The sequence below is a fragment of the Shimia biformata genome (genome assembly GCF_016888515.1).
GTDB classification, from domain to species: domain Bacteria; phylum Pseudomonadota; class Alphaproteobacteria; order Rhodobacterales; family Rhodobacteraceae; genus Shimia_A; species Shimia_A biformata.
The window spans coordinates 15,421-36,548 of record NZ_JAFEJK010000004.1 but is presented as its reverse complement, the minus strand read 5'-3'; the positions used below and the strand labels follow the sequence as shown (position 1 = coordinate 36,548).

General features: G+C 64.4%; 22 protein-coding genes and 1 riboswitch. Of the genes, 9 read left to right on the top strand and 13 right to left on the bottom strand.

Features of this window, described 5'->3' with window-relative positions:
- Window positions 1-61 precede the first annotated feature (61 nt).
- Window positions 62-919, top strand: a complete 858-nt coding sequence (locus tag JQ863_RS18530) for a helix-turn-helix domain-containing protein (protein ID WP_204115831.1) — start codon at window positions 62-64, stop codon at window positions 917-919.
- Here JQ863_RS18530 and JQ863_RS18525 read toward each other — a convergent pair.
- The 4 genes from JQ863_RS18525 to bcoG all read right to left on the bottom strand — a co-directional run bounded on the left by JQ863_RS18525 (window position 916) and on the right by bcoG (window position 4,553).
- Window positions 916-2,391: a carnitine 3-dehydrogenase gene (locus JQ863_RS18525; protein ID WP_204115830.1), complete on the bottom strand. Its 1,476-nt coding sequence runs from the start codon at window positions 2,389-2,391 to the stop codon at window positions 916-918. The genes JQ863_RS18530 and JQ863_RS18525 overlap by 4 nt on opposite strands.
- Window positions 2,388-3,020: an SGNH/GDSL hydrolase family protein gene (locus JQ863_RS18520; protein ID WP_204115829.1), complete on the bottom strand. Its 633-nt coding sequence runs from the start codon at window positions 3,018-3,020 to the stop codon at window positions 2,388-2,390. Before JQ863_RS18520 ends, JQ863_RS18525 begins: the two co-directional genes overlap by 4 nt.
- Before the next feature lie 7 nt (window positions 3,021-3,027).
- Window positions 3,028-3,576: a lipocalin family protein gene (locus JQ863_RS18515; protein WP_338055551.1), complete on the bottom strand. Its 549-nt coding sequence runs from the start codon at window positions 3,574-3,576 to the stop codon at window positions 3,028-3,030.
- A 62-nt stretch (window positions 3,577-3,638) separates the two neighbouring features.
- A complete protein-coding gene (bcoG, locus tag JQ863_RS18510) occupies window positions 3,639-4,553 on the bottom strand; it encodes a 3-dehydrocarnitine:acetyl-CoA trimethylamine transferase BcoG (RefSeq protein ID WP_204115828.1) in 915 nt (304 codons plus the stop codon).
- A 93-nt stretch (window positions 4,554-4,646) separates the two neighbouring features.
- On the opposite strand from bcoG, the gene JQ863_RS18505 reads away from it, so the two are divergent.
- The gene (locus JQ863_RS18505) at window positions 4,647-5,624 is read left to right on the top strand and encodes a GlxA family transcriptional regulator (RefSeq protein ID WP_204115827.1); all 978 of its coding nucleotides are present in this window, start codon (window positions 4,647-4,649) and stop codon (window positions 5,622-5,624) included.
- Here JQ863_RS18505 and modC read toward each other — a convergent pair.
- From modC to JQ863_RS18460, 9 genes are all read right to left on the bottom strand, one after another.
- Window positions 5,621-6,703: a molybdenum ABC transporter ATP-binding protein gene (gene modC, locus JQ863_RS18500; protein WP_204115826.1), complete on the bottom strand. Its 1,083-nt coding sequence runs from the start codon at window positions 6,701-6,703 to the stop codon at window positions 5,621-5,623. The genes JQ863_RS18505 and modC overlap by 4 nt on opposite strands.
- Window positions 6,696-7,397 carry a molybdate ABC transporter permease subunit gene (modB, locus tag JQ863_RS18495; RefSeq protein WP_204115825.1) on the bottom strand — a complete coding sequence of 234 codons (702 nt, stop codon included), beginning with the start codon at window positions 7,395-7,397 and terminating at the stop codon, window positions 6,696-6,698. The genes modC and modB overlap by 8 nt, the downstream gene beginning before the upstream one ends.
- Window positions 7,394-8,101 carry a molybdate ABC transporter substrate-binding protein gene (gene modA / locus JQ863_RS18490; RefSeq protein ID WP_239113608.1) on the bottom strand — a complete coding sequence of 236 codons (708 nt, stop codon included), beginning with the start codon at window positions 8,099-8,101 and terminating at the stop codon, window positions 7,394-7,396. Before modA ends, modB begins: the two co-directional genes overlap by 4 nt.
- Before the next feature lie 122 nt (window positions 8,102-8,223).
- A complete protein-coding gene (locus JQ863_RS18485) occupies window positions 8,224-9,672 on the bottom strand; it encodes a cobyric acid synthase (protein ID WP_204115824.1) in 1,449 nt (482 codons plus the stop codon).
- Window positions 9,669-10,202, bottom strand: coding sequence for a hypothetical protein (locus JQ863_RS18480; RefSeq protein WP_204115823.1), 534 nt, complete (start codon window positions 10,200-10,202; stop codon window positions 9,669-9,671). The genes JQ863_RS18485 and JQ863_RS18480 overlap by 4 nt, the downstream gene beginning before the upstream one ends.
- Window positions 10,199-10,552, bottom strand: a complete 354-nt coding sequence (locus tag JQ863_RS18475) for a Lin0512 family protein (RefSeq protein ID WP_204115822.1) — start codon at window positions 10,550-10,552, stop codon at window positions 10,199-10,201. Before JQ863_RS18475 ends, JQ863_RS18480 begins: the two co-directional genes overlap by 4 nt.
- Window positions 10,549-10,896, bottom strand: coding sequence for a Lin0512 family protein (locus tag JQ863_RS18470; protein ID WP_204115821.1), 348 nt, complete (start codon window positions 10,894-10,896; stop codon window positions 10,549-10,551). The genes JQ863_RS18475 and JQ863_RS18470 overlap by 4 nt, the downstream gene beginning before the upstream one ends.
- On the bottom strand, window positions 10,896-11,510 hold the full coding sequence (gene cobO, locus JQ863_RS18465) for a cob(I)yrinic acid a,c-diamide adenosyltransferase (RefSeq protein ID WP_204115820.1): 615 nt from the start codon (window positions 11,508-11,510) through the stop codon (window positions 10,896-10,898). The genes JQ863_RS18470 and cobO overlap by 1 nt, the downstream gene beginning before the upstream one ends.
- A 66-nt stretch (window positions 11,511-11,576) precedes the next feature.
- Entirely contained in the window at window positions 11,577-12,707 is a 1,131-nt protein-coding gene (locus JQ863_RS18460; protein WP_204115819.1) for an NnrS family protein, read from the bottom strand.
- A gap of 32 nt (window positions 12,708-12,739) precedes the next feature.
- A riboswitch (cobalamin riboswitch) is annotated at window positions 12,740-12,957 on the top strand.
- 79 nt (window positions 12,958-13,036) lie between these two features.
- Here JQ863_RS18460 and JQ863_RS18455 point away from each other — a divergent pair.
- The 7 genes from JQ863_RS18455 to cobJ are packed head-to-tail and all read left to right on the top strand — an operon-like array spanning window position 13,037 to window position 21,047.
- Window positions 13,037-13,432, top strand: a complete 396-nt coding sequence (locus JQ863_RS18455) for a DUF1636 family protein (RefSeq protein ID WP_204115818.1) — start codon at window positions 13,037-13,039, stop codon at window positions 13,430-13,432.
- On the top strand, window positions 13,429-14,466 hold the full coding sequence (gene cobW / locus JQ863_RS18450) for a cobalamin biosynthesis protein CobW (protein ID WP_204115817.1): 1,038 nt from the start codon (window positions 13,429-13,431) through the stop codon (window positions 14,464-14,466). Before JQ863_RS18455 ends, cobW begins: the two co-directional genes overlap by 4 nt.
- Before the next feature lie 6 nt (window positions 14,467-14,472).
- Window positions 14,473-17,820 (top strand): cobaltochelatase subunit CobN, encoded by a 3,348-nt coding sequence (cobN, locus tag JQ863_RS18445; RefSeq protein ID WP_204115816.1) that lies wholly within the window; start codon window positions 14,473-14,475, stop codon window positions 17,818-17,820.
- Entirely contained in the window at window positions 17,817-18,950 is a 1,134-nt protein-coding gene (locus JQ863_RS18440) for a cobalamin biosynthesis protein CobG (protein WP_239113607.1), read from the top strand. Before cobN ends, JQ863_RS18440 begins: the two co-directional genes overlap by 4 nt.
- Window positions 18,950-19,579, top strand: a complete 630-nt coding sequence (locus tag JQ863_RS18435; protein WP_204115815.1) for a precorrin-8X methylmutase — start codon at window positions 18,950-18,952, stop codon at window positions 19,577-19,579. Before JQ863_RS18440 ends, JQ863_RS18435 begins: the two co-directional genes overlap by 1 nt.
- Window positions 19,576-20,304 carry a precorrin-2 C(20)-methyltransferase gene (locus JQ863_RS18430; RefSeq protein ID WP_204115814.1) on the top strand — a complete coding sequence of 243 codons (729 nt, stop codon included), beginning with the start codon at window positions 19,576-19,578 and terminating at the stop codon, window positions 20,302-20,304. Before JQ863_RS18435 ends, JQ863_RS18430 begins: the two co-directional genes overlap by 4 nt.
- Window positions 20,301-21,047 (top strand): precorrin-3B C(17)-methyltransferase, encoded by a 747-nt coding sequence (gene cobJ / locus JQ863_RS18425; RefSeq protein WP_204115813.1) that lies wholly within the window; start codon window positions 20,301-20,303, stop codon window positions 21,045-21,047. The genes JQ863_RS18430 and cobJ overlap by 4 nt, the downstream gene beginning before the upstream one ends.
- The last annotated feature ends 81 nt before the right edge of the window (window positions 21,048-21,128 follow it).

The window sequence follows — 21,128 nt, the reverse complement described above, 5'->3', positions numbered from 1 at the left end:
GGGACTTGCGGAATTCGGGCTTTGGTTCACAAAACTCGGCAATTGTGATATTTCTCACCATATGAGTGAAAAAATAGACAAACGAGACCGCGCCGACCTGTTTCGTACCCGCCTGGCGCGTGCCATGCGGGACCGGGACAGCAACCAAAGCGCCCTTGCCCGCGCCATTGGTGTCGACCGATCTACCATTTCCCAGCTTCTGAAGGATGAGGGCGCACGCCTGCCCAACGCCCATGTGTTGGGGGAATGCGCCTTTGCGCTGGGGGTGTCGGCGGACTGGCTTCTGGGGCTGACGGACCGGCCAGAGCGGGCCGCCGATGTGCTGGCCAACAGCCTGACCCTGACCGAAGCGCCGCGCGCGCTGGTCGACGAACAGATCTTTGCCTGGCACCAAGAGGCGATGGGCTACAAGATCCGCCACGTTCCGGCGGGGCTGCCCGATATGCTGAAAACGCCCGAGATGCTGGAATGGGAATACTCGCCCCATCTGGGCCGCACCACCGAACAAGCGATCAATGCCTCGCGCGACCGGCTGGACTGGATGCGTGCCTCACCTTCGGATTACGAGATCGCGCTGCCGATGCATGACCTTGCCGCCTTTGCCGCCGCAGAAGGTTATTATCGCGGGGTGCCCATCGACATCCGCCGCCGCCAGTTGGACCATTTCGCCGAGATCAGCGCCGAGATCTATCCCCGCCTGCGCGTTTACCTGTTTGACGCGCGCCAGCTTTATTCATCCCCCATCACGGTGTTTGGCCCGCTTCTTGCGGTTCTGTATCTGGGGCGGAACTACCTTGCCTTCCGCGACAGCGAACGGGTGGAGAATTTCACCACCCATTTCGACAACCTTGTCCGGCAGGCGACGGTGACAGCGCGGATGCTGCCCGATCACGCCATCGCGCTGCGCAACCAGCTTTAGCGCGGCTGCCCCACATACCGCCCCGCCCCTTCGGGTGCGGGCAGACCGGCATGAGCCGCCACAAGCGCGCTCAGGTTCTGCGCGATCTCGGCCGAAGGCGGCGAAGGGCGGCGGGTTTCAAGGCTGACATGCAAAAGGAAATGCTCGCCCGTGGCCAGCAATCGGTCGCCGCAAAACATCTCGTGCCACAGGTGCATCTTCTTGCCCTCGCCTCTAAGGACACGGGTGCGGACCTCGATCACCTCGCCCAGCTTCGCCTCATCGATATGGCGGATATGGGTTTCGGCGGTAAAATAGCTGCCGCCCGAAGCGATATAGTCCTGATTGCAGCCGATGATCTCCATCAGCCGGTCGGTGGCGTCGGCAAAAGCCTGCAAATAACGGCTTTCGGTCATGTGGCCATTGTAGTCCAGCCAATCGACCGGCACGGCGCGGCGCTGGGTCAGGACGGGTTGAGAGAGGTCGCCGATCCCGTCCATGTCGCGCGGCATCGCGCCTTGTTCGGACAAGCGGCGGTCATGGGCATTCATCACCGCCCCCGCGCCCCAGTCCTGTCCTTTCAGCGCCCGCATCATCGACACGAGGTTGTCATCACGGATCCGCTCCATCTGGCGGATCGGGATATGGCCTGACTGCGCATCCGACTGGCCCGCGATCAGGTCGACCAATTCGTCGTTGAACTCGGGCACATCCATCAACTTGGTCCATGGCCATTCCAGCGCCGGGCCGAACTGCGCCATGAAATGCCGCATCCCGGCCTCGCCGCCCGCCACGCGATAGGTGTCAAACAGACCCATCTGCGCCCAGCGGATACCGAACCCCATGCGGATCGCCTCGTCGATCTCTTCGGTGGTGGCAATGCCGTCCTTGACCAGCCACAGCGCCTCGCGCCAGACCGCTTCCAGGAACCGGTCCGCGACATGGGCGTCGATTTCCTTTTTCAGGTGCAGCGGGAACAGGCCAAGACCCTCAAGCGTCTCTTTGGCGCGGGCAATCAGCGCGTCCGGGTTCTGTGGTGTCGTCACCAGTTCGATGAGCGGCAACAGGTAGACCGGGTTGAAGGGGTGCGTGACCACGATCTGGTCGGGGCGTGAAGCGCAGCCCTGCAACTCGGACGGCTTGAACCCAGAGGTGGACGAGCCGATGATCACCCCCGGATCGCAATGTTCCTGAAGGGTCTGGAACACTTTGCGTTTCAGGTCCAACCGTTCCGGCACGCTCTCCTGTATCCATTCCGCCCCGGCGACCGCGTCCGACATGGTGTCGTGAAAACTGAGTGCACCCTCGGGCGGCAGGGGCGCATCGCTAAGACCTGGCAAAGCGCGGCGGGCATTGGCCAGCACTTCGCCGATCTTGCGCTGTGCTTCGGGATCGGGATCAAAGACCCGCACATCCCAGCCGTTCAGCAGGAACCGCGCGGCCCACCCGCCGCCAATCACGCCGCCACCGATGATCGCTGCCGTTTTTGTCATGATGCCCCCATCAGCTTCGCAACTTCATCCGCCAGCGCCCGCCCCAGCGCGTCATGCGCCTCGGGACCGAAATGCACGCCATCCAGCGGATCGGTCGCAATCACCGAATTGGCGTCGAAAAACGCTGCCCCGGTCTTGGCCGCAACGGCGTGGATATGATCGGCCAGCCCCTGCCCCCGCGCCTCGGCCCCGGCAAAGACTTCGGCCAGACAGCCGCGTTCCTGCACCATGGGCGGGCAGACCAGCAGGGTCCGGGCGACAAATCCGGTGCCTTTGGCGAATGTGATCAGACCGCGGATGTCTTCGGCAATGGTATCTGCTGCGACGCCATGCACCGCCTTCAGGTCATTGGTCCCGAGCATGAACACCATCACGTCGATCGGCCAATGGCTTTCGAGAATCGCCGGAAAGACGCGGGTGGCGTTGCGGTGTGGTCCCACGTCAGGGTCGTCGCGCGTGGTGGTGCGGCCCGGGTTTCCTTCCTCGACCAGATGCCAGCGCTCGCCCAGCGCCCGCCGCATTACCCACGGCCAGCGGATATCCGGCCCGAACCGCCGCTTGTCCTCAAGATGCACCATCGGCGGAGTGCCGAACGTGTTGCTGTCTCCGAAACAGAGGACCGTGGGCATGGGCTGTTTACCTTTCCATCTGCGGCACTGCACGCAGTTCAGTCACATCATAGCCGTTGTCGGAGAGAACCTGCATCGCTTCGCTGAGCGCCGCATCTGAAATCTGCGGGCTGCGCGCCAGGATCCAGCCGGTCCTGCCCGCAGGAGTTCCTACAACGGCAACCGAGTAATCGGGCGTCACATCCAGAACCCAGTAGTCCCCGCGCAGAAACGGCAGGACACTGGATCCCGGCGCAAAGCCTACCTCAAGCTTGCCGGGTTCCGCGACAATTGCCACGCCTTCCGCCTGTTTCACGGGGCCGTCCACCGCCCCCGTCCGGCAGGTGTTCACCACCGAAATCTTGCCGTCCTCGCGCAGTGCGTATTCCGCGGTCACGGCAAAGCAGTTTTTCTCGAATCGGTTGGGAAACCGGGCGATTTCATACCAAAGCCCGGAATAGCGGTTCAGGTCCAGCCCGGTGTCGACCTGCATCGGAACGGCGGTATCGCGATAGCTGTCGGCAATGGCGGGCGTGGTGGCAAGCATCAGGGAAAGGGCGGCAACAAGGCGGATCACGGGTGTCTCCTTCAGGTCAGCGATCAAGGTCACCTCTTGAACGTCCGGGACCGGCGTTTGGTTCACTTTGAAACCGGCGCCCGCTTGGTCAGACGCAGTTTTTCGCGCACCTCGGCGGGGCCAATGACCCGCGCTCCCATGTTCTCGATGATCGTGCCTGCTCGTTCGACCAGTTGCCAGTTTTCGGCCAGCACCCCCTTGTCCAGCCATAGATTGTCCTCAAGCCCGACACGCACGTTGCCGCCTGCCAGTACCGCCGCCGCGACATAGGCCATCTGGTTGCGGCCCAGCGAAAACGCGCTGAACGTCCAGTCCTGCGGCACGTTGTTAACCATGGCCATGAAGGTGTTGAGGTCATCCGGCGCGCCCCAAGGCACCCCCATGCACAGTTGTACCAGCGCATCCGATTCCAAAACGCCATCTGCAACCAGTTGCTTGGCATACCACAGGTGGCCGGTGTCAAACGCCTCGATCTCGGGCTTTACGCCAAGCTCGGTCATCATTCGCCCCATCGCCTGCAACATGCCCGGCGTGTTGGTCATGACGTAATCGGCCTCGGCGAAATTCATCGTGCCGCAATCCAGTGTGCAAATCTCGGGCAGGCACTCGGCGACATGGGCCACACGTTCGGTTGCGCCGACCATATCGGTGCCCGCAACGGGGGGCAGCGGCGTTTCGGTGCCGCCAAAGACGATGTCGCCACCCATGCCGGCAGTCAGGTTCAGGACCACGTCGGTGTCACTGTCGCGGATGCGTTCTGTGACCTCTCGGTAATACGCCAGATCGCGGCTGGGCGCGCCGGTTTCGGGGTCGCGCACGTGGCAATGCACGATCGCCGCCCCAGCCTTGGCCGCGGCAATGGCGCTGTCGGCGATCTGTTTCGGAGATCGCGGGACATGCGGGCTGCGGCCCTGTGTCCCGCCCGACCCGGTGACGGCACAGGTGATGAAAACCTCGCGGTTCATGGCAAGCGGCATGGCGGACCTCTCTTTTCCCGACCTGATTCCCACGGTCTGATTGACAGTATCTCCTGACTTGGCAGCAACTATTTGATGTTTTACGAATCACTTATGACTAAAATCGAAGACACCAAGTGGGCCGAACGCGGCGATCCTGTTTCGGTCGTGGCGCTTGTTCTGACGGACACGAACACGTTGACCTTTGCGGCCGCGATCGACCCGATGCGCGCGGCGAACCGGCGTGCCGGGCGGCAGCTGTTTGACTGGCGTTTCGCAACCCCCGAGGGCGCCACGGTGACGCTGACCAGCGGGGTTGAGATTGCCGGGGCGCCCCTGCGCCAGATCGACAGTTGCGATCTCTTGATGGTGCTGGGCTCATTCGGAGTTTCGGCACAGGCGACCCCTCCTCTTCTTGCCGGTCTGCGCCGCCTCGCGCGGGCGGGCGCGCGGGTCATCGCCGCCGATGGCGCGGTCGAAGTGCTGGCCCGATCCGGGCTTCTGGACGGGCATCGCGCCACCTGCCACTGGGAGGACCTGACCGACTTCGCGTCGCGCCACCCCGCGATCCATCTGGTCCGTGACCGCCATGTCATCAGCGGCCCATATGCCACGGCGGGTGGCGCGTCGCCGACACTGGACCTGATGCTGCAGCTGATCGGGTCATGGTTTGGCGCGTCATTGGCAACGCAGGTCGCGAGCGCCCTGGTGCATGAGGCCCCCCGCCCCGGTAACCGTCCGCAAGGCCCGCTTCTGTCGCTGCGCCCAGAGGTCAGCGATCCCGTTGTGGCGCGCGCCCTGAACTGGATGGAGGCAGCCATTGACGATCCGATACCCATCGCCGCCATAGCCGCCCGGCTTGACCTGTCCACGCGCGCCCTGGAGGCCCGCTTTCACAAGCAGGTCGGCGCCGCGCCGAAACAGGTCTACATGGCGCTTCGGCTGGACGAGGCGCGGCGACTGGCCGAGGAAACCCGCCTCCCCGCCGGAGAAATCGCCTTGGCCACGGGGTTCAACGATCAAGCCAGTTTCGCCCGCGCATTTCGGCGGGCACATGGGGTGTCGGTCCGGGATCTGCGGGCGCGCGGTTAGGCCCCGACATCGCTTTGGGAAACCGCCACCGATTTGATCACCGCATGGATCGGCTGCCCCACCGCCAGCCCCATGGCGCGGGCCGAGCGCCGGGTGATGCGCGCCAGCAGCATGGCGTCTGCGCATTTGATCCGCACCAGAACACCGGGACCGTCGCCCTCGCGAATCTCGGAAATCTCACCGGCGAGGTGGTTCAGGGCGGACGTATCGACAGGCCGCGACCGGGCCAGCAGCACGTCATGGGCCAGGATACGCACCCGCAGCTCCGTCCCGACCCCGGCCCGGACAGCTGGCAGGAACAGCGATCCGCCGCAGCCCTGCAACTCGGTCAGCCCATCGTCGTGATGCGCAACAACCCGGGCCGAAAGGACCGATCCGGCCTCGCGGATGCCCATCGCGGTCACCGCGCCTGTGTCGGAGAAGACCGAGGCCACGCCCCCCTGAGCAGCAACCCGACCCTGATCCAGCATCACCACCTTTGTCGCCAGACGCGCAACCTCGGCCACGGAATGCGAGACATAAAGGATCGGAAGCGCCGCTTCGTCGCGGAGTCGTTCAAGGAACGGCAGTATCTCGGCCTTGCGCGCCTCGTCCAGCGCCGACAACGGCTCGTCCAGAAGCAGGAGTTCCGGCGATGACAGCAAGGCGCGGCCAATCGCAACGCGTTGCTTTTCGCCCCCAGAAAGAGCGGCGGGACGGCGATCCAGAAGGGGGCCGATGCCCAACAGGTCGACCACATTCGAAAACGCAACCGAGTCTGCCGCCAACCCCTGCACCTTGCGGCCAAAGACCAAATTGCGGCGCACATCGAGATGGGGAAACAGCCGCCCCTCCTGGAAAACGTAGCCTACCCGACGCTGGTGCGGCGGCAGCCAGATACCCTTTTCGTGGTCGCAGAGAACCCGCCCGCCGACGACAACCCGTCCTGCGTCGGGCTTCAACAACCCCGCCACCGCGTTGACCACGGTTGTCTTGCCCGCACCGGACCGCCCGAACAGCGCGGTCACCCCGGCGGGCCCGTCAAAGGCGACGTCGAGCATGAACGCCCCAAGTCGGCTTTTGACACGGACCTCAAGCATCCTGCCCCCCGATCCGCCGCGCGATCCGGCGGCTGACGACTTCGGACAGGGCCAGTGCGCCCATCGCCACGCAAACAGAGACCAGCACCAGTTTCATCGCATCGTTCTCGCCCCCCGGCACCTGCAGGAAAGCATAGATCGCCGATGGCACCGTCTGGGTCTCGCCAGGGATGTTCGACACGAATGTAATCGTTGCCCCGAACTCTCCCATTGCCTTGGCGAAGGCAAGGACGGTTCCGGCAAGGATACCCGGCGCGATCAGGGGCAGGGTTACAGTCAGAAAGACCTGCAAACGCGAAGCTCCAAGTGTCGCGGCAGCCTGTTCCAGCTTCGGGTCAACCGCCTCGACCGCGATACGGATGGCGCGCACTGTCAGCGGGAAAGCCATGATCGCCGCCGCCAATGCCGCCCCGGTCCAGCGGAAGGCGAAGGTGATCCCGAAGGTGTCTTGCAGGAAGGCTCCAAGTGGCGCCTGCGGTCCAAGACCAAGCAGCAACAGATAGCCCGTTACCACCGGCGGCAGGATCAACGGCAGATGCACCAGCCCGTTCAGAACCCCATGCCCCGGGAACCGTTTGCGGGCCAGAACCCAGGCAACGGCAACGGCAAATGGCAAACTGACCAAGGTCGCCCAGAACGACACTTTCAGCGACAGCACCAGCGCGGCCCAGCCTTCGGGTCCCAGCCAGCTCATTCCCGTGCCTCCACAAGGCCAAAGCCGTGTCTGGCAAAAACCTCCGCCGATTGCCCGGTCAGAACGTCAAGGAAGCCCCGTGCCGCATCGGTATCGTGCACCAGAGCCACCGGGTAGCGGATTGGCCCATGTGTATCCTCGGGAAAGGTCGCAAGGATGGCAACGCGCGGCTCGGCCCGCGCGTCGCTGGCATAAACCGCCCCCAAGGGTGCGGCGCCCAAAGCCACCAGCGCAAGCGCGGCGCGCACGTTGTCGGTTTCGGCCAACCGCCCGGCCACGGCTGGCCACAGGCCCAGTGACGTCAGCGCCTGTTTGGCATAGATGCCCGCGGGGACGGCATTGGTCATCGCAACCGCCAACCGCCCATCCCCCAAACGCGCGACAAGGTCATCGGACGACAGTTCCAGCGGTTTTCCCTCGTGCCCGACCAGAACAAGGCGGTTGGTCAGAAGGTCGGTCCGGCTGTCCACGACCAGCACCTCTGCACGCTCCAGTTCATCCATCCAGTCGGTGCTGGCCAAAAACACGATATCCGCAGGCGCTCCCGCCTGAACCTGCCGCGCCAGCCGCGCACTGCCTGCATAGGTCAGGACAACGTCGTGGCCGGTGTCAGCCTCATACCCTGCGGCGATCTCATCAAGCGCGTTTTTCAGGCTGGCGGCGGCAAAAACCGAGATCCGGTCCGCCAGAACCGGTCCGGCCAACAGCAAAAATGCCGCCGCCAGTCCGAGAATTCCGCCTCTCTGTCGCCTGTCCGACACGTCCGTCCGCCATTTCACCAATTGCCACGGGACTTTGCCCGCGACGCCGGACAATGACAAGCGGCTCAGCGGGCCGCCGCAAGAAGGCCCGTGACGTCCAGATGGGTTTCCATGTGGTCGGCCAGCTGGTTCAGCACCGTTTCCACGGTTGCATCATAACACTGCGCGCCAGCCTGACCGCCAATGGCGGCAAGGAAGGCCGCGCGAAAACCGTCATCGCGGAACATGCCGTGCAGATAGCTGCCCATGACCCGCCCATCCGGGGACCGCGCGCCTTCGGACCGGTCCGACACCGTGGCAAACGGGCGGGCACAGTCTGCGCCCGAGGTGCGGCCAATATGGATTTCATAGCCGCGAAACGGCGTGCCCGAGGACGCATCGACTGCGTCAACCTCGGTCAGCCGTTTTTCCGGTGTCATCTCGGTCTCGACCTGCAACAGGCCCAGCCCCGGCGTTTCACCCGCCGGACCTTCGATCCCGTCCGGGTCGCGCACCACCTGCCCCAGCATCTGGTAGCCGCCGCAAATTCCCAACACATGCCCCCCGCGCCGCACATGGGCGGCAAGGTCGATGTCCCAGCCCTGCTCGCGCAGGAATTCCAGATCCCCACGTGTCGACTTGCTGCCGGGAAGAATCACCAGATTGGCATCGCCCGGCAGCGCTTCACCAGCCCGCAACACCGTGAGGCGCACATCCGGTTCCTGCGCCAGCGGGTCGAGGTCGTCGAAATTCGCAATCCGGCTGAAGCCGAGCGCCACAACGTGAAGCGCCCCGGTGCCGCGATTCCCGGAAAGGTCCAGCGCGTCCTCGGCGGGCAGTTTCCACGCATCCGTGAAATAGGGCAGCACGCCGAAACCACTCCAGCCGGTCTGTTCCTCAATCAGCCGGTAGCCGTCGTCAAACAGTGAAGGATCACCCCGGAATTTGTTGATCAGGAAGCCCGCAACCTGCGCCGCGTCCTCGGCGCACAGCACCACCTTGGTGCCGACCATCTGCGCGATCACCCCGCCACGGTCAATGTCTCCGGCAAGAATGACGGGCACGTCAGCCGCGCAGGCAAAGCCCATGTTGGCGATATCGCCCTGACGCAGGTTGACCTCAGCCGGACTGCCCGCGCCCTCGACGATCACAAGGTCGGCGCGTGACTTCAATCGGTTGAAACTGTCCAGCACCGACGCCATCAACTGCGGCTTCAATTTGGCATATTCGCGTGCGCGGACAGTGGTCAGCCGCTTTCCCTGAACGACGACCTGCGCGCCGACATCGGTTTCGGGTTTCAGCAGGACCGGGTTCATGTCCACCGTCAGCGGCACGCCGCATGCCAGCGCCTGCAACGCCTGGGCGCGCCCGATCTCGCCACCATCGGCGGTCACGGCGGCATTGTTGGACATGTTCTGCGGCTTGAACGGCAGCACTTTCAGCCCCCGCCGCACCGCCGCCCGGCACAGGCCGGCCACCAGCATCGACTTGCCGACGTTGGACCCCGTCCCTTGGATCATGATGGCGCGGGTCATCCGAATATCCTTTTCGCCGCGTCGAAATGTGGCCTGATCGCTGCAGAGTTACGATCCGCCCAAAGCCGACAATAATCACTGACGAAACCTTCGTCTGGTACATTGTCGGGATCAAGATCATCCGGGCCGAGGTTCATCTGTTCGAAAAGCGTACCCAATCCAACTAGCAAGTCCATGTTGCCTTGCGTTCTCAGTGGCTTGGCGACAAGGGATCGCACTCTTTCGTCAAGCAGCGCAGGCGAGCCGAGCGCCGGCAGAATGCGACACGCCTTCCAGATCAGGTCGGCCTCTTCATGGTCCCGGATGCGCGTCATGCCGATCTCGTCGATTCCACGCCGGACTGCGTCTTCGAAAGCGGTCGGCCACATGGTTTCCGCTTCGTTGGCCAATTGCGATATGGTGGCTGTTGCGTATCCCGCCTCGATCAGCTTCCAACTCAGCGCCGACCACCGGTGCGGTTCGAAATTCGAGCAACCGACCCATGCGATTTCCGCCAGTACTTGCAGCCCCAGCGGCGCGGGCAGGTTCACGACGCTTCTGCCCGTTTCGGAAGGAAGGCTTCGACCGCAGCAGAGGCAATCACCACCACGTTGCCGTCGTCGGGATTGGTCACGTTCAGCCCACCAAACACGGCACTGACTGTCGCCTTGCCACGCGGCAGCTTGGCCGCAAGCGCGTCGCAATCGACCTTGTCAGGCTCCTGCACGCCTACCGTGACCTTAACCCGCATCTGGGCTGGATCGATGCCAAGCGCAGAAAACATCGGAATGGCGGAATGGCGGATGGCGTCCTCGATCGCGCGGGCGGCGGCCTTGGTATAGTCCTGCCCATACTGGTCGTTGCCCATGCCCATTTCGATGATGAACCGCTGATCGCTCATGCCGCATCTCCAAGGTCCAGAGCAACCGAAATCGCCACGTTTGCCATGACGGTCGGGTTTCCGTCCGGGCGCGGCACGTCAAGGCCACCCCGCACCGGCAGCACTGTAACCTGCCCATAAGGAAACACCTCGGCAATAGAGGCTGTGTCGATCTTGTCGGGCTGCTGAACGGCGACTTCGACGGTGATCCGCATGTCCGACTTGTCCTTGTCGAACAGTTCGGCAAGATTGATCGAATTGTGCCACAACGCGTCCTTGACCGCGCGGATCGCGGCCCCGGTATAGTCCTGCCGGCGGAGGCTGCTGCCCATGCCAAACTCGGTCAGAAGGCGTTTCTCAGCCATCAGAATTCCACCCCCGCCTGCGCCTTGATCCCATCGCGGAACGGGTGTTTGACGACGGCCATCTCGGTCACGAGGTCAGCAGCCTCGATCAATTCCGGCTTTGCATTGCGCCCCGTCAGAAGTACATGGGTCATTTCGGGTTTTTCGGTCAGCAGGAAATCGACCACGGCGTCGATGTCGAGATAATCGTTGCGCAGTGCGATGTTGATCTCGTCCAGCATGACAAAGCGGTTGGCGGGGTCGCGGATCAGGGACTTGGCCAGTTCCCAGCCTGCTTCGGCCTTGGCTATGTCGCGCTCGCGGTCCTGTGTCTCCCATGTGAACCCTTCGCCCGAGACATGGAATTGCACCTTGTCCGGGAAGTGTTCCTCTAGGAAGGCCCGCTCACCGGTGGCCATCGCCCCCTTGATGAACTGCACCACGGCGACGGGCATGTCATGGGCGATGCAGCGCATGATCATGCCAAAGCCCGACGACGACTTGCCTTTTCCGGGGCCGGTATGGACGATGATCAGCCCTTTTTCACCCGTCTTGGTCGCCATCATCCGGTCGCGGGCGGCCTTGATCTTTTTCATCTTTTCGGCGTGGCGGGTGTTCTTGTCGATCTCTGTCATGGCGGCCTCGTCGCGTCACTGGGTCGGCGGGCACAGAACCATAGCATCTGAGGCGGCGCAAGGTGGTCAGGGCTGACGCGCGCCGCTGAACACAGGGCGCGGGACCGGACCGCGCAGACCGGGCAGCATGGTCAGAAGGAACAGCCCCCAGCCCGTGGACCAAAGCGCGGCAGCTTCGGGCAGCACCTCTGCAACCCGCAGCCAGACCGACACCCAGACAAAGGAAAAGGCCACGATCTGCCCATTCCGCGCCCGAAGCCCAATTGAGGTTCGCCTTGCAAAGGCGCGGGCCGAGACCGCCATGACCAGCCCACCCATTCCGCCCATCAGCAACAGGTGCAGCGCAGGGGTCGAAGACGCGCCAAAGGCCAGCGCGACAGCCCATGCCACAAGGCCAAGGGGCAGCCAGAGATAGCCTAATGCCAGCATGGTCAATAGCCCTTCGCAACACGCGGAAGCCAGCGGCCAGCACAGCCACCGCACCAGTTGAGTCAGCCCCGCGACAGCCAGCACAACACCCCCCGCCCGGTCCCAGCCCAATGCCAGAACCGGGGCGGCGGTGACCAGCGAGCAAAGCCCAACCCAGCCCAGCCATGCCCGGTCCGCGCGCAAGCCCTGATCCGCGCCCGGCACGGCGCGGTTCAGAAAGGCCGGGACCATGCGCCCGCCCACCGCTATAAACAGCCCGGCAAACAGCAGGGTTGCGCCGGGCAGTACCGGGAACACCCCCTCGACCACCAATGCACTGAAACCGCCCGCAACGATGCAGAACGCTAGAAAACCGGGTTTCTGCCCGCGCCCCGCGATGCGCGCCTCGGACCACAGAAGCCATGCCAGCCAGAGGAACGGCAGCGGCGCCAGCGCACCCAGCCCGGCGATGGCCCCCAACCGTGCAGCACCCCAACACACCGCCAGCCCCATGACCCGCCAGCCACAGACCGGCGCGCGGCCTGTCCAGCTGGCCGAGGCCGTGGGCAGATACCCCATCAGCGCCGCGCCACCCAATCCGAACAGCATCTCATGCGCATGCCAGCGCACAGGATCGGACAGGCCGAATCGCGCCCCGCCCCATTGCCACAGCCAGACCGACGCCACCGCCCAGATCGCAGCGAGCGGAAACATCACCCGGTAGGGCGCACCAAGCATGCCGCTTGCGGGCCATGTGGTGCCGGTATCTGTGCGGGACGTTGCGATCACCTGCTCTCCTGCTTGACAAACCCCGCCCTGCTGCCGCAGGTGGGGCTGCTGGTTCCTGTGACTCTTACAGGTGAAAAGGGAATGCGACAGGGGGTCTCCCCCAAAAAGCGCAGCCGCCCCCGCGACCGTGACCGGAGAGGTCGCCCGCTGCCACTGGCCCCATGGGGACACGGGAAGGCAGGGTGACCGAAGGGCCAAAAAAGGCCCGAAATCCGCAAGCCGGGAGACCTGCCAGCAGACGAGACTACCAACCGGACGGGGGTTTCCGGTGTCGGGTCAGGCCGCGCGCTTTCCCGTTCCCGCCCCGTCCCTGTGAAGGGATTGAACGAATGGCTGATGCCACTGAACCCGTCGAGTTGCTGGTCTGCACGACCTGCCGCGCCGGTGCCCCAACCGATCAGGATGGCCCCCGTGCCGGAGCCGCATTGTTTGACGCGCTTGGCAACGCGGAACTGCCCGCGAACATCACCCTGCGCCCGGTCGAGTGTTTCTCGAACTGCGACCACGGCTGTTCGATCACCCTGCGCGGCGGCGACGCCCGCTGGACCTATGTCTATGGCCGTTTTTCCGGCCCCGAGGATGTCGCGCTTGTGGCCGAAGGTGCCAGCAAATACGCCGCGACCACCGACGGGCTGGTGCCATGGCGCGAACGCCCCGTCCATTTCCGCAAGAACTGCATCGCCCGCATCCCCCCGCAATCCCCGGCTGAGGAGCCAAAACTATGACCGATCTGGCAAAACTTCCCGTCACCGTGATCACCGGCTTCCTTGGGTCCGGGAAAACCACTCTGGTGCGTCACCTGATGCAGAACCCGCAGGGCAAGCGGCTGGCCGTGGTGGTCAACGAGTTTGGTGATGTCGGCGTCGATGGCGAGATCCTGAAATCCTGCGCCATCCCTGATTGCCCGGCGGAAAACATCATGGAACTGGCCAACGGCTGTATCTGCTGTACCGTGGCCGACGATTTCATCCCTACGATCGAAGCGCTGATGGCTCTTGAGCCGCGCCCCGATCACATCCTGATCGAGACCTCGGGACTGGCCCTTCCGAAACCGCTGCTGAAAGCGTTTGACTGGCCCGATATCCGCTCGAAGATCACCGTTGACGGCGTGATTGCGCTGGCCGATGCCGAGGCGGTGGCCGACGGTCGTTTTGCGCCCAATGTCGCCGCCGTGGATGCCCAGCGCGCCGCCGATGACTCGCTCGATCACGAAACCCCGCTGTCCGAAGTGTTCGAGGACCAGATTTCCTGCGCCGACATCATTCTTCTGACCAAGCCCGATCTTGCCGGGACCGAAGGCGTGGCCAAGGCCAAGGCCGTGATCGCCGCCGAAGCACCCCGTCCACTTCCAGTGGTCGAGGTCGCCGAAGGCGCGGTGGACCCGCGCGTGATCCTTGGGCTGGGTGCTGCCGCCGAGGATGACATGGACAACCGCCCCAGCCACCACGACGGCCATGACGACCACGAACATGACGATTTCGAAAGCGTCGTGATCGACCTGCCCGAGCTTGACGACGCGGCCCAGCTTGTCACGCGGATCGAACGCATGGCGAAAGAGCAGAACATCTTGCGGGTCAAAGGCTATGCCGCCGTCAAGGGCAAGCCGATGCGCCTTTTGGTGCAGGCGGTAGGCGCGCGTGTGCGCCACCAGTTCGACCGCCCGTGGAAGCCGGAAGAAAACCGCCGCGGCCGTGTTGTCGTGATTGCCGAACATGACGACGTGAATGTCGAAGCGATCCGCGCCGCGCTGACGGAATAATCGACCATGCATGTCGTCTTTCGTGAAAGCCACGGGTTGGAAGAGACCGAGACCCCGACGGACCTGGGCCAAAGCCCGGCCGATCTGGTGGTCCTGTCGTTCTCGGATTCCGACCTCGGCGCTTTTGCGGCGGGATGGCACCGGGCCAAGGGGGATTTACCGTCGCTGCGGCTGGCGAACCTCGCTGCGCTGAAACACCCCCTGTCCGTCGATACCTATGTCGAACAGACCTTGTCTGGGGCCAAGGCGATCCTGATCCGGCTGATCGGCGGGATTTCCTATTGGTCCTACGGCATCAGCCAAGTGCAGGCGCTGGCGCAGGAAAAGGGCATCGCGCTGGCGGTGCTGCCGGCGGACGGGCGGCCCGATCCAGCGCTGGACGGGGTCTCGACCCTGCCAGCGTCGACCCTGCACAGGCTGGCCCATCTTTGCGACACCGGTGGCGCTGTGGCGGCACAGGCGGCGCTGGCGCAGGTGGCGATCGCGGCGGGGCTTTACGCCAAGCCGGTGGTGGGGAAGAAGACCCTGCCGGATTTTGGCGCATGGACACCGGAAACCGGCGTCTGCGATGCTCAACCATCCGACAGGCCGCTGATTGCGCTGACGTTTTATCGCGCCTATTTGACCGCGGCGGATACGCACCCGCTGGAGGAGCTTTTTACCGCTTTCCGCAGCCGGGGCTTTGACGTCATCGGCCTGTTTGCGCCTTCGCTGAAGGAACCCCGCGCGGCCGCTTGGCTGGCGGACAAGCTGCGCGACCTGCGCCCTGTTGCCGTGGTTAATGCCACCGCATTTTCCGGCAAGGGCGATGACGGAACCTCGCCTTTGGACGCCACCGACGCGCCGGTTTTCCAGGTGGCGCTGGCGACAAACGAGGAAAAGGCATGGGCCGAAGCCGAGCGCGGCCTGTCGCCCGCCGACCTAGCCATGCATGTTGTCCTGCCCGAGGTCGATGGACGCCTTTTTGCCGGTGTCGCCAGTTTCAAGGCCGCCAACCCGCGCGACGTGGCATTGGAATATGCCCGCTTCGCGCATCGGGGTCACAGCGACCGCATCGCCGCGATTGCCGACCGGGTTGTGGCGCAGGTCAGGCTGGCGGGGCTGGAAAACCACGACAAACGGTTGGCTTTGGTCCTGTCCACCTATCCGGGGCGCGACTGGAACATGGCCCATGCGGTCGGGCTGGACCCGTTGGCCAGCGTCGAGGCGATTCTGGCGGATTTGGCGGAGGCGGGATATGTCACAGAGGATCGCGCCCGACCCGAGGGTGGGTGCGAGAATCGCACCCGCCCTGGGGGGCGGGTCGGGTGCGATCCGGTCCGCGACGCGGACCGGGAACTGGCCTTGGCGTTGACCCATGACGCAATAACCTTCCCGTTGTCCGATTACCGCATCGCCTTGGCCTCTCTGCCCCAATCTCTGCGCGACGACCTTGCCACCGTTTGGGGCGATCCCGAGACCGACCCCGATTTCCGCGACGGGGCGTTCCATTTCAAGGCCACGAGGCGGGGCAATGTCCTGATTGCACTCCAGCCCGAGCGCGGTCAGCCCGAGACCCGCGACGCGGAGTATCACGACCTCGCCCGCACCCCGCGCCACGCCTATGTCGCCTTCTACCTGATGCTGCGACAGCAAGCGGACGCGCTGGTCCATGTCGGCGCTCATGGCACGCTGGAATGGCTGCCCGGCAAATCCGTCGCCTTGGGCGCGACCTGCTGGCCCGAGGTTCTGACGGGTCCGATGCCCGTGATCTATCCCTTCATCGTCAACGACCCCGGCGAGGCGGCGCAGGCCAAACGCCGCATCATGGCGGTCACGATCGGGCACATCCCCCCGCCGCTGGCGACCTCTGCCACGCCGGACCGCTTTGCCACGCTGGAATCGCTGCTGGACGAGTTCTCAAACGCCGACGGGCTTGATCCGAAACGGCGAGACCGGCTTCAGGAAAACATCCGTGACGAGGCCAATGCGCTGGGGCTGGCGGATGAACTGGGGCTGGACGGCGCGACCTCATTGGCCGAGGCGCTGACGCGGATCGACACCTTTGTCTGTGACATCAAGGAAAGCCAGTTCGGGGACGGTCTGCATGTCTTTGGCCGTCCACCAGAAGGCCAGACGCATTTCGACGCCGCCCCCAGCGCCGCCGCCGAATGTGCCGCCCTGCTGCGCGCATTGGATGGCAAGCGGATCGATCCCGGCCCCTCGGGGTCACCCTATCGCGGGCGCGGTGATGTCCTGCCGACGGGCCGCAACCTGTTCACCACCGATCCACGTTCCGTGCCGACCCGCGCCGCCTATGCCCAGGGCGTCAAGCTGGCCGAGGAACTGGTGCGCAAACATCTTCAGGACGAAGGCGACTATCCGAAGTCGTTGATTGTCGACCTCTGGGGTTCCGCGACAATGCGCACGGCGGGTGAAGAATTCGCCATGGCGCTGCATCTACTTGGTGCAAAACCGGTCTGGGATGAGGGGTCGGAGCGGGTCTCGGGCGTGGAAATCCTGCCGATTGCCATGCTGGAACGACCACGGATCGACGTCACGCTCAGGGTCTCTGGCTTGTTCCGTGATGTCTTTCCCACCCTGTCTGGCCTGTTCGCACAGGCGGTGAAGGCGCTGACGGAACGCGACGAGGCGCCGGATTGGAACCCGTTTGCGGGCCGCGATCTGACCCCGCGCGTCTATGGCCCCGCGCCGGGGTCATATGGGTTGGGCATGGGGCACAGCCTTGAGGATTATTCGGACGAAGGCCGCCGCGCGGCCGGCGAAGCATGGATGGCCGCCAGCGCATGGGCACTGGACCGTGCCGAACCTGTCCGGGACCGGGACGGCATCGCCGCGCGGGTCGCCGGGGCCGACAGTTTTGTCCATCTTCAGGATCTGCCGGAAACCGATCTGTTGCTGGCCTCCGACTATGCCGCGCACGAGGCCGGGTTTGCCGCCGCGCAACAGCTCACCGGCGGCAGGGCGGCGCTCTATCACCTCGACAACACCGATCCCGCCCGTCCCCGCGCCCGAGGATTGGCCGAGGAAATCGCCCGCGTCGTCCATGCCCGCGCCGCCAATCCCAAATGGATCGAAGGCATGATGCGCCACGGCTTCCGTGGCGGGGCCGAAATCGCGGCGACGCTGGAACACATGGCCGCCTTTGCCCATCTTGCCGGTGTGGTCGCGCCCACATTGTTTGACGCCTATCACGACGCCACGCTTGGCAATGATGACGTGACCGCCTTCCTTGAGGCCGAGAACCCCGAAGCACTGTCGGCAATGCGTGACCGCTTTGCCGAACTGATGCGCGCGGGGCTGTGGACCACGCGCCGCAACTCGATCCTCGCCGATCTGGAGCGCCTGACATGACCCGCCCCGCCGCCAAGGGATGGTGCCCCGGCGCCTATCGTCCGATGATGTCCGGTGACGGGTTGGTGGTGCGGGTGCGGCCGCGTCTGGCGCGGCTGACCATGGAACAGGCATTTGCCCTGTGCGAGGCAGCGACCCGGCACGGCAACGGCATGATCGACCTGACCAGCCGCGCAAACTTCCAGATCAGAGGCGTGGCCGAAGCCGATCACGAGGCGCTGTTGCAGGAACTGCATCAGGCCGGTTTGCTTGATACCGACCCCACGCTTGAGGGCCGCCGCAATATTCTTGTCGCACCGATTTGGCAGGCGCATGACGACACCAGCCGGTTGGCGCAGGCACTTCTGGACCGGCTTAGTGAGTTTCCCGACCTGCCTGCAAAGGTCGGTTTCGCCGTGGATTGCGGGACAAACCCGATGCTCACCGAATGCTCAGCCGATTTCCGCCTTGAACGGGGGGCAGCGGGCGGATTGATCCTGCGGGCAGATGGCGCGTCGACGGGGTGTTCGGTCACCGTCGAAAACGCGGTGGATGCTCTCATCGACATGGCCAATTGGTTTGTCGAAAGTGGCGGGCCGGAGAACCGGCGCATGGCCGCACATCTGACACGTAACGACCTGCCCGACAGGTTCACCGGTAACATGCCCGCTCCATCCGCCGTCCCGGTCTTGCCGGGTGCTACCGACATCGGTCCTGCCTTCGGTGTCGCCTTCGGTCAGGTTGAAGCCAGTGCATTAGCCGTCATCCTTGCAGAAAGCCACGCGACCGCCCTGCGGGTGACACCCTGGCGGATGATGATCCTGGAAGGTGGGCAATTGCCCCGTCATACCGATGCCATCACTGATCCCGGAAACCCCCTTTTGGCCATCGACGCCTGCCCTGGTGCGCCCTTTTGCACCTCGGCCACGGTCGAAACCCGCGACCTTGCCCGCACCCTCGCCGGTCGAACTGGGCACCACCTGCATGTCTCGGGCTGCGCCAAGGGGTGTGCCCGCCCCCGCAAGACCGCGCTGACGCTTGTTGGCGATAACGGTCACTTCAACCTTGTCCGCGACGGCAACCCGTGGGATGAGCCCGCCCTGACGGGTCTTTCCCCTGACACCCTGCCCGACCGCATCGGAGAGTTTTGATGCCTTACGAATACGAAACCGATGGCGCCGCCATCTATAAACAAAGCTTCGCCACGATCCGGTCCGAAGCCGATCTGGACCGCTTCGACAAGGACGAGGAACAGGTCGCCGTGCGCATGATCCATGCCGCCGGAATGGTCGGGCTTGAAGAATACGTGCATTTCTCGCCCGGTTTCGTGACCGCCGCCCGCGCTGCGCTTGAGGCCGGCGCGCCGATCCTTTGCGATGCGCGCATGGTCTCGGAAGGGGTCACGCGGACGCGCCTGCCCGCCAAGAATGACGTGATCTGCACCCTTCATGCCGAGGGCATTCACGATCTGGCGGCGAAGATGGGCAATACCCGCTCGGCCGCCGCGCTGGAATTGTGGCGCGACCGGCTTGAGGGCGCAGTTGTCGCCATCGGCAATGCGCCGACCGCCCTGTTTCACCTGCTGAACATGCTCGAAGACCCAACCTGCCCGCGCCCAGCCGCGATCATCGGCTGTCCGGTCGGCTTTGTCGGAGCGGTTGAATCGAAGGACGCATTGTGGGCCGCCCAGCCCGTTCCGTGCTGCATCGTGAAGGGGCGGCTAGGCGGCAGCGCCATCACCGTCGCCGCCGTCAACGCCATCGCGAGCCGCGCAGAATGAGCGTCGGGACAATTTACGGCCTCGGGCTTGGCCCCGGTGACGCCGACCTGATGAGTGTGCGCGCCGACCGGCTGCTGAGGAACGCACGTCACGTCGCCTTTTTCCGCAAGAAGGGCCGCAAGGGACAGGCCCGCCAGATCGTCGAAGGGATGCTGCGCGACGATGTGATCGAGTTCCCGATGGAATACCCTGTCACCACTGAAATCCCGGTGACCGACCCGCGTTATAACGAGCTTCTCAGCGCGTTCTACGCCGAGACCACCGCCCATCTGCGCCACCTGTCGGCCGCAGGCGAGGACGTGGTGGTCCTGTGCGAGGGCGACCCGTTCTTCTATGGCTCGTTCATGCATCTCTATTCCCGTCTGGTAGACCACGTGCCGGTCCAGATCGTGCCCGCGATCACCGGCATGTCGGGCGCCTGGACCGCGACAGGCGCGCCGATCACCTGGGGCGATGACGTGCTGACGGTGCTGATGGGGACGCTGGACCAACCCCGGCTTGAGGCGCATATAAAGGCGACTGACGCGCTGGTTGTCATGAAGATCGGGCGCAATTTCGACAAGGTGGTCGCGGCGCTGAAAAATGCCGGGAAATACGATGATGCGTGGCTGGTCGAGTTCGCGACGATGCCCAACCAGACCGTGAACCGCCTGCGCGATGTCGGCGGCAAGATAACGCCCTATTTCTCGATCATCGTCGTGCATGGGCAGGGACGGCGGCCATGACAGGCTGGGTCGTGATCGCCGGGATCGGGCCGGGCAATGACGCCATGGTCACGCCCGAGGTGACCGCGGCATTGGCCGAGGCGACGGATGTGGTGGGCTACATTCCCTATGTCGAACGCATCGCGCCGCGCGATGGCCTGACCCTTCATGCCAGCGACAACCGGGTCGAGATCGACCGATCCCAGCACGCTCTGCAGATGGCGGCCGAGGGTCGGCGCGTTGTCGTGGTGTCCTCCGGCGACCCCGGCGTCTTTGCCATGGCCGCAGCTGTGTTCGAGGCGGTCGAGTTCGGCGACCCTGCGTGGCGCCAACTGGATATCCGCGTTCTGCCCGGAATCACCGCGATGCTGGCGGCATCTGCCGCCTGCGGCGCGCCCCTGGGCCATGATTTCTGCGCCATAAACCTCAGCGACAACCTGAAACCCTGGCACGTGATCGAAAAGCGGCTGAGGCTGGCGGCAGAGGCGGATTTTGCCATGGCCTTCTACAATCCCCGCTCGAAATCGCGGCCAGAGGGGTTCGCCAAGGCCCTGAATACATTACAGGAAACCTGTGGCGACAATCGACCGATGATCTTTGCCAGCAACGTATCGCGCCCGGATCAGGCGATCCGTGTGGTGCCGCTGCAAGACGCCAAGCCCGAGATGGCGGACATGCGAACGGTGGTTCTGCTGGGCAATTCACAAACGCGGATCATTCCGGGGACCGAGATGATCTATACCCCGCGCCGGTCGGATTTGTGACGGGCCGTTCCCGAGGCAGGGACATCGCCCGGCCCGCGCAGGCAGGGCGCAAAGCGCCCGCCCCGTGGGGTCAGGGCGCTG